At 61.9% G+C, this 14,790-nt stretch carries 9 protein-coding genes and 1 pseudogene; 5 read left to right on the top strand and 5 right to left on the bottom strand.

The features are described 5' to 3' along the window. Positions 1-6 precede the first annotated feature (6 nt). A complete protein-coding gene (locus G6N67_RS20325; RefSeq protein ID WP_051578472.1) occupies positions 7-495 on the top strand; it encodes a DUF262 domain-containing protein in 489 nt (162 codons plus the stop codon). Continuing rightward, complete coding sequence (locus tag G6N67_RS20320; protein WP_163642251.1) at positions 488-841, top strand: DUF262 domain-containing protein; 354 nt, start codon at positions 488-490, stop codon at positions 839-841. The genes G6N67_RS20325 and G6N67_RS20320 overlap by 8 nt, the downstream gene beginning before the upstream one ends. Before the next feature lie 172 nt (positions 842-1,013). On the opposite strand, the pseudogene G6N67_RS20315 reads toward G6N67_RS20320, so the two are convergent. Next, positions 1,014-2,142: pseudogene (locus G6N67_RS20315) on the bottom strand (IS3 family transposase). Positions 2,143-2,160: 18 nt separating this feature from the next. Here G6N67_RS20315 and G6N67_RS20310 point away from each other — a divergent pair. Beyond that, entirely contained in the window at positions 2,161-2,685 is a 525-nt protein-coding gene (locus tag G6N67_RS20310) for an HNH endonuclease family protein (RefSeq protein ID WP_163642249.1), read from the top strand. 126 nt (positions 2,686-2,811) lie between these two features. On the opposite strand, the gene G6N67_RS20305 is transcribed toward G6N67_RS20310, so the two are convergent. The 3 genes from G6N67_RS20305 to G6N67_RS20295 form a co-directional block, all read right to left on the bottom strand. Beyond that, positions 2,812-7,443, bottom strand: coding sequence for a DEAD/DEAH box helicase family protein (locus G6N67_RS20305; RefSeq protein WP_036429319.1), 4,632 nt, complete (start codon positions 7,441-7,443; stop codon positions 2,812-2,814). Further along, entirely contained in the window at positions 7,440-10,757 is a 3,318-nt protein-coding gene (locus G6N67_RS20300) for a hypothetical protein (RefSeq protein ID WP_230022710.1), read from the bottom strand. Before G6N67_RS20300 ends, G6N67_RS20305 begins: the two co-directional genes overlap by 4 nt. A gap of 306 nt (positions 10,758-11,063) precedes the next feature. Further along, positions 11,064-11,564: an O-acetyl-ADP-ribose deacetylase gene (locus tag G6N67_RS20295; RefSeq protein ID WP_036429321.1), complete on the bottom strand. Its 501-nt coding sequence runs from the start codon at positions 11,562-11,564 to the stop codon at positions 11,064-11,066. Between the two features lie 69 nt (positions 11,565-11,633). Here G6N67_RS20295 and G6N67_RS20290 point away from each other — a divergent pair, with 69 nt between their 5' ends. Next, positions 11,634-12,197, top strand: coding sequence for a protein-tyrosine phosphatase family protein (locus G6N67_RS20290; RefSeq protein WP_063835136.1), 564 nt, complete (start codon positions 11,634-11,636; stop codon positions 12,195-12,197). 148 nt (positions 12,198-12,345) lie between these two features. On the opposite strand, the gene G6N67_RS20285 is transcribed toward G6N67_RS20290, so the two are convergent. After that, on the bottom strand, positions 12,346-12,720 hold the full coding sequence (locus G6N67_RS20285) for a CDGP domain-containing protein (protein WP_036429322.1): 375 nt from the start codon (positions 12,718-12,720) through the stop codon (positions 12,346-12,348). Positions 12,721-13,204: 484 nt separating this feature from the next. On the opposite strand from G6N67_RS20285, the gene G6N67_RS20280 reads away from it, so the two are divergent. Next, positions 13,205-14,767 (top strand): serine/threonine-protein kinase, encoded by a 1,563-nt coding sequence (locus G6N67_RS20280; RefSeq protein ID WP_036429323.1) that lies wholly within the window; start codon positions 13,205-13,207, stop codon positions 14,765-14,767. Positions 14,768-14,790 lie beyond the last annotated feature (23 nt).

Genomic DNA, 14,790 nt, shown 5'->3' with positions numbered 1-14,790 from the left:
GCCGCCGTGATCAAATCAGTGGCCGATGATCCGGTATACAAGTTGCTCAGCCTTGAGGACACTGTCGTTTACGAAGCGCCGAAGTACCAGCGAGAATACGCATGGACCAAGCAACAATGGGACGAACTCTTCGATGACCTACTCGAAGAGGAGAACTCGAACTCTGGCCATTTCCTCGGCACCATCATCTGCATCAACCGCACCTCAAATGCCACCAAGGAGAATGTCCTCGAGCTCGTAGACGGCCAACAGCGAATGACCACGCTGTCGATCTTGATGGCTGCTATCTACACGTTTCTGGCCAACCGCAGCGATCAGCTCGATCAGAACGAGCTGGTTGACTTGAACTACCTTGGCAGGCAACTAGTTCTGAAAGATGGCAATCGGTTGCGGGTCCGTCCTCAGATCCAGAACTCCAACTACGACGACTACGCAAACGTCTTGAAAAATTGCGGGCATCCTGCCCAAAGCCCCGGGGGTCAAGTTTTTGGGTAACCGTCGTATTATTAAGTGCTACAACCACTTCAGCGCCCTCATCGAACAGCATGCAGGGCCGAAGTCGTCGGTCAAACCAGTGTTCGACCTACTCAAGCGTGTCAAGCAGGCGATACTCGTAAAGCTTGAAGTAGAAAGCACCTCGGATGCTTTTACGTTGTTCGAGTCGCTCAACAACCGAGGAATTTCGCTGACGCCCATCGACATCATCAAGAACTCGCTGCTCGCAGCCGCTGACAAAAAGCGGCAGAGAGGGTTTACGGCGGACCACGTATCCGACCAGTGGAATGAACTTCTTGGGGATCTCGGAGACGACTACAAGGTTTCTTCGTCCGAAGGAGCCTGACGGGCGACCCAGCGACGAATCTGCTCCAGCGACTTTTCATGTCAATCATTGGGGACGTGTCGGGAATGGCCGGGCACGACATCGTTGACACAGTCAAGGCACGTCTGCGACGCGTAGCATCCGATGATGCGGCCTTCTACGCCTGAGGGGGACCCGTTTGGTGGTCCAGTCGCTATGCGACTTGGGGTTGGTGGGTCGTGGTCCACTGTAGAGCGAACTCCGCTGGGGTAAGTTCGCCGTGGGCGGAGTGGGGTCGGTTGGCGTTGTAATCGCAGCGCCAGTCCTCGATGATCACCCGGGCCTCCAGAAGCGAGTCGAAGCGCCACGAGTTGAGCAGTTCATCACGCAGGCGGCCGTTGAAGGATTCGATCCAGGCGTTCTGCCACGGCGAGCCGGGATCAATGAAAGGAACCGGCACTGTTGAATCGGCACCAATCGCTCACGGCGTGGGCCACGAACTCAGGCCCGTTGTCGAAGCGCACGTAGTGCGGCGCCCGTGGTGAGGGCCAGGCGATCCAAGACGTCGACGACGCCGTCGGCGTTGATGGCGCGGTCGACCTCAATCGCGAGTGCTTCGCGGGTGAACTCGTCGATGACGTTGAGCATCTTGAGGATGCGGCCATCGGCGGTCGTGTCGAACTGGAAGTCCATCGCCCAGATCACGTTCGGGCGGATCGGTGACATCGCACCCACGGCGACACCGATGCCGGTCAGCCGCTTCTTGCGGCGGCGCTGTGGACAAGCCCTCTTCACGCCACAGCCGGCGGATGCGCTTGTTGTTGGCTTTCCAGCCGGCCTTGCGGGCCATCTTGGCTGCCCGTCGCCACCCCCAGCGAGGTCGATCGGTGGAGAACCGGCGCAACCAAGCCCGCAGCTCGGCCTCCTCGGTGGCGATCGGCGCCGGCGTCAGGCGCATCGTGGAGCGGTGCAGACCCACGACCGTGCAGGCGCGGCGTTCAGACACCCCGAACCGCTCGCGCAGCACCGTGACGGCGCTGCGCTTGCGGTTCGGGGTCGAAGTTTCCCGCCGAGATCTCCTTGAGCATGTCGATGTCGAGGGCCTGGTTGGCGACCATCTTCTTGAGCCGGGCGTTCTCGGCTTCGAGTTCTTTGAGACGCTTGGCGTCGTTGGCCTTCATGCCGCCGTACTGGGCAAGCCAGCGATGCCACGTCGACTCCGCGATCTCTAGGTGTCGGCACACCTCGCTCAGTTCCTGGCCCGCTGCAAGGAGCTTGTTGCCCTCGGCGAGCTTGCGGATGATCTGGTCCGGGGTGTGCCGCCGGCGCTTGTTCGATGCCATGTCGTTGTTGATTCTTCCTTGCCCGCAGACCGGGCAACAGAGTCGCACAACGACTGGACCACTACGAAGGGCTCACCTCACGCCAAGCTCACCGCTCCCCTCGACAACGAGAATGCCGACGTAACGAGGTACATATTGATTGCGTTGGCCCGCGCCGGCATGACCAACGAAACCTTCACCGATCTATGGGAGCGGGAAGGCAAGCACTACAAGTGGACAATCGAGCACATCTTGCCTCAAGGGCCAGGACTTCCGAAGGAATGGCTGAACATGCTGGGCGGAGCTGATATGGCATCAGCGATTCAGCAACAGCACGTACACCGACTGGGGAACCTCACTGTGACGGGTTACAACAGCACATTGAGCAATAAATCGTTCCATTCCAAGAAGATTCGGAAAGATACCAACGGAAACTTCGTCGGCTTCAAGAATGGGTTGACACTCAATGCTGATGTGGTCGAGGCGAAGCAATGGACGGCAGCCGAGTTCGAAGCCCGAACCGACAAGCTGGCTAAGCAGACCTTGAAGCTATTTCCGCTCTGAACTCACTGGGTATTGCTTCGCCCCGACATTGCCCAATGTCTATTGGAATGAAAACTCCGCAATGTGCCTCGTTCTGCGATGACAGTTGTTCCATGCGGCGGCTCGCAGACATTCGCGCAATCATGCTCAGCCTCTCAGGATCTGCAGCGCTGCACGCCGCGACAGACTCTCATGGAACCGCCCATTCCGATACGACCGCAGACACCCGTAGCAGGAAGTCTCCTCACCACAGTCGCAGCTCGTCACGCGCTTTACTGTCGACTCCAACACCAATCCGATGTTCTCCGCGATCCGCTTCGCCGACCCTGCTCCACCGGGGACCGTGTCGAACAAGACGATGCTGCGCCGGTGATCAGCGCTCCACGACAGTGCTCCGTCAATGTCGTCGCGGGTGATCTCGAGCGCGTATGAGGCTCCTTCGAGGATCGCGTACAGAGCCGACAACCAGTTCGCCTCTTGATCTTTCAAGTACGGCGCCCCATCAAAGGTGAACTCCGCGATGTCGGACTGATATCGGTGGCCGAGCGAGATTCTCTCCAACGGGCCGTCGCATTCCCGTCCGTTATCCGGCCGCTGATGCTTCCGGCGTCGACTCCCCCGCTCGACAGGAGCGGCCCAGTAGCACCATTGACAGAGTTGGAATCCTTCACCGGTTCCGTCCGACACCGCAGCCAGCCACGCCCTCACTCCAGCCCGCGCACTGACTTTCAGACCGCTGGAACCCGCCCAGTGGTACGTGCCGATCTCGTCACCGTGCGTCTCAACGTAGCTTCCACCATGCCAGCGGCGATCCGGTGGCGCACTGCCAACGTCTCGAGTGTCGGACGCGGCAACGAATCCGAACTCGGGAACCACCAATGTCCCAATAGATTTGAAGGGATCCATACAGCTGGGGCAAGGCACAGCTGGGTCAAGTTCAGCACCGCGCTCAAAGCGGCCACAGGTGGTACATACGCGGTACTTGTGGCGAACCAGCTCCTTGCCGGGACGCTTCCGCAGACCCGCCGATGTCCACAACTTGCCACCCGCAACCACCTGATTACCGGGTGCGTAATCGTAGATTGCCATCGACAGATCACGGTCGAGCGCCAACTTCCTGCCGATTGCCTCGGTCGAGTTAAGCGTGTTGAGTTCGACCGTGTCGACTGGAAATCCGTACTTCGGCAGGATGTTTCGACTGCCGAGATATCCCAGTAGAGGTCTGCCCAGAATTGTTCTCTTTGTCTCTTCTAGTTGCTTGCTGACGCCGAACTTTCGCGCCTTCACCGACTCTTCGATCCGTGCGTCGATGTCAGCAACATCCTGGCTCAACTCGTCCTGCACCGACTCGAGCAGCTCCACAAGCGGGGCGACCCAGCTTCCGTCGTGCACACCGATATCGGTTTGCACACCAGCCGGAAGTGCCTGGGCCAGCGCATCCTGCACATGAGCGGGCACCGGGGTCAAGAACTCCCGCACACCGTCGGCTGGTGACGGACCACCCGCAATGTTCGGCGAGAAGAACGGCCCCGCGGCCTTCCACCACTCACCATCGGTCTCGTAGCAATGCCGGAAGTACGCTGCAAGAGCGATTGAGTGCGCGTGCCTCCGACCGATGCGGGCATTATCGACCGGTACCCACGGGATGCGCATTTGGCCGGCAATCATCGCCGTCGGATTCTGGTACTGCGCGAGATCGTGAGCTGACCGGTTGGCATATGTGACGACCAACGCAGCTGACGCGGCCCGGCGACCGGCACGTCCAGCCCGCTGGACGTAATTGGCGGTCTTCGGCGGCATATTGCGCATCACCACAGATTGCAGATCCCCCACGTCAACGCCGAGCTCGAACGTCGTCGAACACGACAACACATTGACCGCACCGCTGATGAAATCGCGCTGAATCTCTGCGGCTTCCTTGGCGCTCCATTGAGCGGTGTGTTCCCGCGCTGTCAGCGGAGCAGTGTTCATGGTCTGGTAGACCACGCGATAATGGTTCGTGTCTTCAGCAGGGTCCGGAAGCTCGAAAGGCTTGAGCCGTCCGGTGCATCGGCTGTTGGGACAGATGTCCCGCACGGAGAACGCGGTGAGTAGCCGGCACGCATCACACGAGTACCACTGGCACTCCGCACCGTTCGACACGCCCAGCTGGTTGTGGTCAAGCTGATAGACATACCCGCCGGCTCCTCGCTCCGCCTCCGATGCTAACAGCCCGCTCGACTCAAGCAGTTTCCAACTGCCTTCAAGTATGCGTTCGGCAGGTGTGTCGTTGGACAGGTCCGCGAGAACCTTACGCAGGAACGTGATGCGGCTGTTCGTTGCGCTCGCCGCGCTGGGACTCCAGCTGATGATTTGCTTGGCCCGATCGGATCCGACCGACTTCATCCGAACCCTGGTGTTTCGTGGCGCGAATCGCTCATCCCTCACATCGACACGATCCAACACAGTGACAGCCGCTTGGAGCCGGATCGTTTTGACGAGCTCGTTGAGCAGTGCCCACGATTCATCGTCCGTCAGTCCCAGTGAAGTGAATCCGCGCAAGGGGATCGGGGTGGCGGGCCTCAGCGCTACCCGCATCAGCCCGAGGCCTTCCAGCGACTGCCGTGTGTCGAGCGTCATCAGTTCGCCCGAGATCCACTGGTTAACCGCTTGGCTGATCTCGATCTTTCCCATTGCACGCGGGAAGTGGCCTGCCGCATCTGCCCTCTCACGAGTCAGCAAGGCCAAATCCTTGAGAGGAAGTTCTTCACCTGCAGCAGACGGATCCCGCAACGCCTGAGTGATGTAGCGACGCTCGAGCATCCGCGTATACGTTCTATCGAGGTACGGGGCCGCGAATGCTGCCGCCTGCCGAGAGTCAGAGAACATCAAGAGCTTTCGTCCCCCACCGACCTGGTCCGCAGACTCATCCGTCGCTTCGGGCAGCTGCTGGTACAGCGCCGTGGTGACGACCGCCGGGGCAGCGTTGACGTCGGTGCGAAGCCGTCGAACACCCTGCCGAGATTGTGTTCCGCATTCCGTGCAGCGGCTCATCACCCGGGTGGCATGTGCATGTTCCCGAACAAGCAGCATCTGGCCCCCACCGCAATTCACTCCTGGGCAAGTTGTGGCCACTGCGTCGGCAATTAAGCCACAGCCAGTGCACAGACGGCGCGTGGTGGGATCGGACTTGGCCTTGTCCAAATCGGCCAAGGTCAGCTCATCCTCGTCATCCAGGACGTCGCCTTGCTCGTCGGCCAGCACCAACCAGTTCACCGATCGGTCGGCCGCCTTGGATGGGACGAAGTACTCGCGCCGGTCGCGATGCTCGACATCGCCAGCCAGATGAACGGCGCCGCACCGCGTGCAGGTACCGAATTCGAAGACCGCGCGCCCAGTCTGAGGGTCGACCTCGTGGCGACCCAGAAAGATGTGCGGGCCATCGTCATTGAAGCTCACGTAGGCGCCCTCGGTCGCCCGAACAAACAGGTGGTAGCGAGCCGACAGGACAGGGTGACCACCATCGTCTTGGATTCCGCTGCCCAGCTCCACCAATGCATCAAGCAGCTCAGCGGACCGGTCGTCATCAGGCCACAACCGTTCCCGCAGGGTGCGCACGTCGACCGGTCCGGCACTGAGCGCGTCCTTCAGCTCGACCATCGACCGCTCACTGGCCAACGCCGCTGCAGCGCTTGCCGTCGATGGAAACACATCGTCTAGCTTGAGGGCTCCGCTGCGCAGCCCCAACAGTTGATCACCGGTCAGACTCCAGGTGGGCGTCGGAGCGTGTGTCTTACGCACCGGTTCGACGAGATCCTGCTCGGCCGTATCACCGTCGGCGTATTCGAATTTCGCGTCGAACAAGTTGGTGGCGAATTCCATAGCCTCGCTGCGCGGGTCGTTGCGCACCGATCCGTTGAGCGATGCGGATGTCGCGATGCACTGCAGATTCGCTCCCGGGGCGACGCGCTGCTTAAGTCTGCGGATCAGCAATGCCACTTCGGAGCCCTGAGCGCCGTCGTAGACATGAGCCTCATCCATCACGATGAAGCGCCATGTTCCGGCATGGGCTCCGTCGAACAGATCCATGTCTACGGGGCGTAGCAGCAGGTATTCCAGCATCGCGTAGTTGGTTAACAGCAGGTGCGGAGGGGCGCCACGCATTTCATCGCGGCTCAGCAGCTCATTCGGCAATCGCTGTTGCCCCGGATTAGCCTGCGCGAATTCAGCTTCCGCGTCGCGGGCGTGTTCGACGGTTTCGCCGGTATAGCGGCCGAAAGTGATCTCCGGGACTGCGGCAAGAACGGCACGCAGCCGTTTCAGCTGATCGTTAGCCAGGGCGTTCATCGGATAGAGCAGTAGCGCTCGCACCCCGGGGCCGAGGGTTCCGCGAGAGGATTCCTCGATCAGCGCGTTGATGATCGGAATGAGGAAACTTTCCGTCTTACCCGAGCCAGTTCCTGTGCTCACCACTAGGTTTCGCCCGGCGGTGAACTTGCGAACTGCTGCTTCTTGATGCAAATACAGCGGCCGATCGATGCGGAACGCCTTGCTGTCGATGCGGGCAAAGTCGGGATGCAGAATGCCTTCTGTGATGAGCTCCCGACACGTCGCCCCCGTCTCGTAGGGCGGCGTCATCTCGAGAATCGGCCCCTTGGTTAAGAGCGTACTGGCATCGATCTCGGCATCGAACGCAGCGGCAAGTTGTTCATCACGCAGCGCCAGGAGCGTTTTGAGGTACCGCTTATAGCTCCCTTCGATCTGCTTGGCGGCTTCAAGTGGGTCAAGCCGGTCGATCACTTCTCTTCTCCGATCAGGTCGCCGCGTCGGTCGTAGAGCACAGCAGCTTCTGCAATGAGGAGGTCATTGGCCACCATGGTCGGGCACAGCTGCGCCATGCGCGCCCAGTTCCGCAACAGGCCAGAGTTCAAGTAGCGGGCCTCAATTCGCTTGTACGCCTCGAGGCGTGCCAGAAACGCCAGAGTGAGTGACTGCACCGACATGAGCATCCATGGGTGCTCGGAGCTGTCAATCCCCTTCAGCCTGTCGATACGCATCATGATTGTCTCGTGCGCCAGCATTGACGCCCGACTTATCGGTTTCAGGACCAGCGACATCTGCTGCTCAAAGTTCTTTGACCATCCGGATGCCAACCACTCACTGCGCCGACACAGTCCCTCGTACACACCGGCCCGCAGATTGTCGAAGTCCAACTGCGCATGCGGTACCTGCTGGATCTCACGTAGTTTCGTTTCGATCCGGCTGCCTGGAACGAAACTCAGCTCCAGGACCGCGGAGTCGAAACAGGCATCATGACACCGGTTCGTCTTGCCAGTGCGCAGCAGTTCAGTCAGCGCCTCACCGCCACGATCCCGCAAGTAGGCCAACGTTTCCGCGCGTTCCTTTGGAACTTCATTACGGCGGTGATATAGCGAGGGCAGATCGGCCAGTTCGACCATGCACCCGAACCAAGGATGCGAGTGCAGCTCGTTGAACGTCTCGTCCGCAGAAAAGTTGTGGTTGACAAGTTCGCTGCGGATCAGCATCGCCATCTTGTCATTAGCGGAGATGGTGCTGTCGCCCAAGCATTCCAGTGCCACGCGTGGCTCAGCGGTCAGCACATTGATTAGGCCGGCAAATCGGTCCTTCTTACTGTCGGTGTGCAGCCTCGCCAGCGTGGTCCACACTTCCGGCCGGACGCCGAGTGCATCGAGTTTCTGTCCTCCTGTAGCGATGTATCGCGCGAGCGTCACCTGTTCTGGTGTTCCTTCCTGACACCAGCCGGGCTGGTCGACGCGGAACGCTGACTCGGGCGGGCTCGCGGGCGGGTCGATGAACACCCACGGGTCGTCAACGAAGAGCAGGCACCGCAGTTCACCTCTTTCGATGAACCTCGCGGGCAACACCGCTCGCCCGTCCCGTACGGGGAATGCTTCGGCGGCTCGCCATGGCGCTGTCGTGTTCCAGACGTAGACTGCCAGATCTTCCACCGCCGCGACATCACTGAACTCCAGTACGTCCCCCGCCAGGCTCACGCCCGAAGCCAGCAGCCGGGGCCGCGCGAACAGTGCAGTGACCTCAAAGTGTCCACCGTCGGTGTGCAGTTTGGCCACCATCCGGCCCGTGGGGTGGTGTCGTGCAGTGTCAGCGAATTGTTGGGTGCGCGTCTCGAAAACATCGCCAGCCCGTCGCCGCGGGCTGGGGTCGACCTGGATCACATCGCCGACATCGGAGAGGTAGGCGAACTCGACGTGGCCGACACCTGGGGCCCGGACCGCAACGAATCTGTCTTGTGAGAAGTCCTCCGGGTCACATACATCGGGCGTCATCCGCCAGGCAAGCGGAATCCCGGTTTCCCCGCTGCGGATCTCCACGTGCGGTGGGCGCAGCGACAGCGTGGCCGCCGTGTGCTCGGTTTGGACATCCAAGATCCGCTCAAGGTCGCCGTGTCCGAACGTGATCGGATCACCGGAAGCGACTGAAACCCCTTCGCTCTCTACCACCACGACGCACGTCGTCAGTCCACCTGACTCGGGCACGCGAATCGGGGGCTCGAAACTGGCGTGTAGCCCTTCGGCCAGGAACATGACGCACCGTGCATCCGATCCCATCGGACCGGTCACCAGAATTTCGAAGTATCCGAGTTGTGCTTCCTCTGCGTCGTCGAATGGGTCGACACAGACCTCTTCGTCCTCTCCGAGCCATTCCTCGTCGACGAGCCAGTCGGCGTCGCCGACCCGACGTACCCGTACGTTCCATGTCGGGGCCGCTTCGGTTCGTGTGGCGGGCAGCATCACCCACGGGCGCGAGCTGTAAACAGTCCGCCCCTCAGCCGTGACCACGCCGGCCGCCATTTCGCCGAGCAAGAATCGCGGCCGTGCATCCTTTCGAACCCATCGCGGCGTTCCTACAAGCACGCCGTTGCGCTGTAATTGCAGCGCATCGACGTCGTCGAGCTCGACGAACGCGCTGCGCCATCGATGCCAGCCGGCGGGACACCCACTGTCGCGATATTCAACCGGCTCGTTGGTACGGGCATCGACCAGTTGATGATCATCGGGAAAGACAGCCCACACGCAGTCCTTCAGACCGTCGCGCCGAGGAATCCAGTGACCTTTCTCGTCGAAGGTGAGCAGTGGATCCGCTTGCACTATGAGTGGAATCGATGATGCGGCCGCGACACCAGGATGGGACACGATGGCCTCGCGGACCGGCCCTGGTACAGCCGCTCTGGCCACAGCCGTTTGGTTGCCTGAACCCCACCGGCGCGCGGCGTGAACCTCACGAACCTCTCCATCGAGGGAAACCCGCCATGGCAGATCCACACAGCCTGCCGGCGTCGGCATCTCCAACACAATCTCGTCGTCGTCGACGAGATACGACACCGTCGGCCGGGTAGTCGACGCGCTGTTCGGTCGCTTCCGCTCGACCTGGACCGGGGCGTCTTTGAGCTGCACTATCAGTTCGTCTAGCAGCACGGACGGCAGCCCTGTAGTCGACGCATTGAGCTCTCTGTCGAACACCGTCGGGTCGATCGTCGCTTCCTCGATGAACTCAATGATTCGGTCGAGGATGTCGGCGGCGAACTCGGCGCCGTTGAGCAGAAAGTTACGCACAGGCACGTCCAGTGCGGCCGCCCGGTATTCCTTGCCTGGTTCTTGCAGCCACTCCATCACCGAGGCGCCCGTAGACGGGCGGCCCTGCACGATGTGGTCATTGATAACCGTCAGCAGATCCCGCAAACAGTGGATGGGTATGCCGGCGTGCAGGGCTAGCAACATTACGTACTTGCGATTGCTCTCGCGTTCGACATCCGGAAATCGCGCCAGAGAGAACTTGTCGAGTAGGCCCACGAGGCTCCTGCGAAGCTCGTTCTCGAAGTCGATGTCACGAGACAGTCCGAGCTCGTCCCAGAAGCTTTCCCAGTACGCGCCGTGGTCGTAGGCAAGCGATGCGTGTCCGACGAGAATCATCAGAATCAGTGCCGGATAGCGCTTAATGATCTTGTTGTACGGCACATCTTGCTTCAAAAGATGCTGGGCCGCCGCCCCGAATTTTCGTTGAGCCTCACGGACCTCATCAGTAGAGAAATCTGTCTCGATGACGAGGTTCACCGGTTCCAACCGCGTGCGCCAACCGTAATCTGAATCGCTCATCCAATCCGAGAGCGGTTGACCATCCGACACGTGCCCCTCCAACGAAGTACTTCGCACGCACTGTAAGGCAAGTCTCCGACATCTCGGAGGGTTTATCGGAGCGCATTCAGCAAATATTGACGTGCCGCAAAGTCTGCGCAGGTCACAGCACCAAATGATGGTGGCACTGTTGCAGCCCACACGCGCATGTATAACTCTGTCGGCATTGTCTGGCGCAAGCGTCTGCCGGTCTGCCTCGTGCGACACGGACTCCGCTCGCACACGTCAAGACTCCAGCCGCGCACGCACGGCGTCATGCGACGCACGATCAAAGGCTACAAACCGCACCTCGTCGACGCGGGTATCCACCGCGGTGACGGTCTCGATTGCGGCCGCGATGGCGTCGTCACGTGGCCAGCCGTAGACGCCGGTGCTGATGAGCGGAAACGCGACGGTTTGCGCACCGAGTTCGTCGGCCACCTCCAACGCACGGCGGTAACACGATTGCAGCAGGGAGCGGTCACGCTGTCCCGCTTTGTAGTTCGGGCCGACGGTGTGGATGACCCATCGGGCGGGAAGTTCGCCGGCGGTCGTCCAACCGGCGTCCCCGGTGGCAAGCCCGTCGGGAAATCTCTCAATGCAGTCTTGCAGGATGGCCGGGCCGCCGGCACGGTGAATCGCGCCGTCAACTCCACCGCCGCCCCGCATCGCGTTGTTGGCTGCATTCACGATCGCGTCGACGTCCTGGGCGGTGATGTCCCCGCGCACGGCGATGATGGTTGGCATGTCGCCAGTATCCCCACGAGCACGCTGGTCGTGGTACCACCCGATGAGCTGCAATGGGAAGGCACACCCGTGACAGAGAGCGACCCACCGTCCGAGACACCACCGCCGTGGCCGCACGACGACGTACTGCACGCCTGGTGGGTCAAGCCACACCGACTGCTCGCCGGCGAATACCCGGGTGCGACGACTCCGGAGAAGGCTGCGGCCAAAGTGCGCCTGTTGGTCGAAGCCGGTGTCGACACCATCGTCGACCTGACCACTGAGCACGACGGTCTGACACCGTACCGAGACGAACTACAGGCGGCGGCCGAACACGCGGGTCGCAGAGTACGCCACTGTGCGCACCCGATCCCGGACTTCGGTGTTCTCGACCACGCAGGCTACGACGCGATCTTGGCGCGCATCCACTCCGAACTGGACGCAGGCCGCACGGTGTACGTGCACTGCTGGGGCGGGAAAGGCCGCACCGGCACGGTCATCGGGTGTTTCCTCGCTGAATCCGGGCTGAGCTACGACGACGTCATCGCTCGCATCGCTGAATTACGGTCAGGCACAAGAAAAGCCGCGCATTGTTGTCCTGAGAGTGCCGCCCAGCACGACCTTCTGCGAGCTCGTTGCACAGCTGGACACTGATGCCGGCGCACGCCGGTCAAGACACTCGACCGTCAACGTGGTATCGCCCGCGGTACCACGTTGTGAAACCACATACCCCGCACTTTTCCCGGGGCCACTGTGACGGGTGTGATCAGAGGCCAGGGTGTCTCCGTCCGACATCCCACGCTCAGTACACCCCCGCCACGTTCTGCACCGGAGCCGCCGGCCCCAGATAACCCGGCTCGTCGGGCAGCACCGTCTCGGGACGCACCGGGTACTCCTCCGCGCTGACCACCTTGTCGTCGACAAAGTAGCCTCCGGAACAACTGCTGCTATACCGGCTGTAGCTACAAGTGAACGGCACCTGATGCGCGGGCACCCAGATCACCCGGGCGCGCATCCAGCTACCGTCTGCCATCATCGGCCCGTCACACAGGGTCCGCACCTGGCTGCCCAAGAAACCCCACGGAACGGACTCGCACCCCGGCGTCGCACCGGCAGAGGGCGCGAACACCATTGTGGCGGCGCCGATTACGACGGCTGCGGTCAAAGTCTTGATCATGATGTCCTCCTGGCGTCAAAGCAACCGGACATCGTGGCACCACGGTCCGACAAACTCGTTCGCTCAGCGCCGCGGGTCGAGCTTGCTGGCACCCCAGCTGCCGGAGTGCCATCCGCACGAATGTGACGAGTGTGCAGCCTTTCGACGCGATCACGCGTCTCCAGCGAAAAATCCAGCACACTCGTCACAGCGCTCCAGAAGCCACATCACGGGGAGAAAGCGCTTGGCATTCCAGCGCCGCCCGGCACTTGGCGATCTCACGATGCACGACGGTGTTCGGCACAGCAGGTGTTGCGGTCGTCAACCCTGGCGCTCGCCACGAGCGAAGGCGCCACAAAATTGGCAATCGGGCCCGAAAACGGCACTGTTCAGCAAAGATGATGCTCATCCTGGCTGAGGTCGGGCAACCCGGGGCAATCCCGCCCACCGGGTTGTCGGTGCCTCACGCTACGTTCGCCTGTTCGCCAGTCGAGGAGGCAAGAAGATGGTTGACAACAACACACGCGTCGGGAGCAGCTTCGGCAAGTACGAGCTCACCGCGATCCTCGGCCGCGGCGGCATGGGCGAGGTGTACGAGGCGCACGACAGCGACAAGGACCGCACTGTCGCCCTGAAGATCCTCCGCGAGGATTACGCGCAAGACGAGGTGTTCCGGGCCCGGTTCCTGCGGGAGTCGCACGCGGCCGCGAACCTGGACGAGCCGCACGTCGTGCCGATCCACGACTGGGGTGAGATCGACGGAAACCTCTACATCGACATGCGCCTGGTCCGCGGGCAGACGTTGCACGACCTCCTGAAAGCCGGCCCTCTGGAACCGCATCGCGCGGTCGCGATCGTGGAGCAGATCGCTGCCGCGCTGGATGCCGCGCACGCCCAGGGGCTGATCCATCGGGACATCAAGCCGCAGAACATCATCGTCACCGACGCGGACTTCGCGTACCTGTTGGACTTCGGCATCGCTCAGGCGCAAGGCGATTCGGGTCTCACCCAGGCGGGCATGCAGATCGGCTCGTTCGGCTACATGGCCCCGGAGCGGTTCGGCGACGTGCCGTGCTCGGCTGCTGCCGACGTCTACGCGCTGGCCTGTGTGCTGTACGAGGCGTTGACCGGTGACACGCCGTTTCCGACCAACAGCTACGAGCAACTGATCGCGGCCCATCTGTCGGCCCTGCCGCCACGGCCGAGCACCGTCCACCCCGGCATTCCCACGCCCATGGACGCAGTGATCGCGCGCGGCATGGCCAAGGAACCCGACGACCGCTACGGCAGTGCCGGCGCCCTGGCGCGTGCCGCCCGGCGGGCCGTGCAGGTGAGTCCCGCAGAGGCCATGGCGGCCGGCGCCGAAACGATGCTGGCGCCGCATTCCTCACCCCCCTTGCTCACGGCAACACCCGCCGCCGCACAGCCCGCACGCCCACTGCTGGTTCCGTTGGCGATCATCGGCGTCGTCTCAGCGATCCTGCTCGGCGCGATCGGCCTCACCATCGGCCTGCTGCTGTCGAAGAACTCGGCACCTTCCGTCGCCTCGTCGCCGGTCGCGGCAGCGACGGTCACCCCGCCACCGACCGTGACGGTCGCAGCACCCCCTGTCACGAAAACGGTGTCCGCGCCGCCGGTCGCCCGCCCGTCCACGCCGACGCACACCCCGACTGCGGTCCGCGATCCCGAGTCCTCGAGCTTCCAGCAGCTACGGCAGATCTCCATCGATGACCACGCCGTCATCAACGCCCAAGGCGCCGACCGGTGGGTTCCGCAGTTGAGCTCCAAGCGCCCCGGCGTCGTCGATGAAGGTGTTGTCTGGAACAACGCCCTGACGTTGGAAGAGCACCTGCGGCTGCGCCAACGGTATGGCGCGAAGCTGCTGTGGTCGGGCGACTGGTCGACCTTCGACGCGCCCAACTTCTGGGTGACCATCGCGCCGATCTCCTTCCCCGACGCGAGCGGCGCACTGGCCTGGTGCACCTACCAAGGTTTCGATCGGGATCACTGCTACGCGAAGCTCATCAGCAAAACGCACGCCGTGTCAGGCAGCACGGCCTTCAACTGAACGCAGAAACCTGATACCACCGG

This window comes from Mycolicibacterium mageritense, from assembly GCF_010727475.1.
GTDB classification, from domain to species: Bacteria; Actinomycetota; Actinomycetes; order Mycobacteriales; family Mycobacteriaceae; genus Mycobacterium; species Mycobacterium mageritense.
This window is presented reverse-complemented; position numbering and strand designations above follow the sequence as displayed.

Bases quoted from the DNA above. Each gene is read 5' to 3' on its own strand.
- G6N67_RS20285 (WP_036429322.1), bottom strand. From the start codon at position 12,720: ATGATCAAGACTTTGACCGCAGCCGTCGTAATCGGCGCCGCCACAATG.
- G6N67_RS20280 (WP_036429323.1), top strand. From the start codon at position 13,205: ATGGTTGACAACAACACACGCGTCGGGAGCAGCTTCGGCAAGTACGAG.
- G6N67_RS20295 (WP_036429321.1), bottom strand. From the start codon at position 11,564: ATGCCAACCATCATCGCCGTGCGCGGGGACATCACCGCCCAGGACGTC.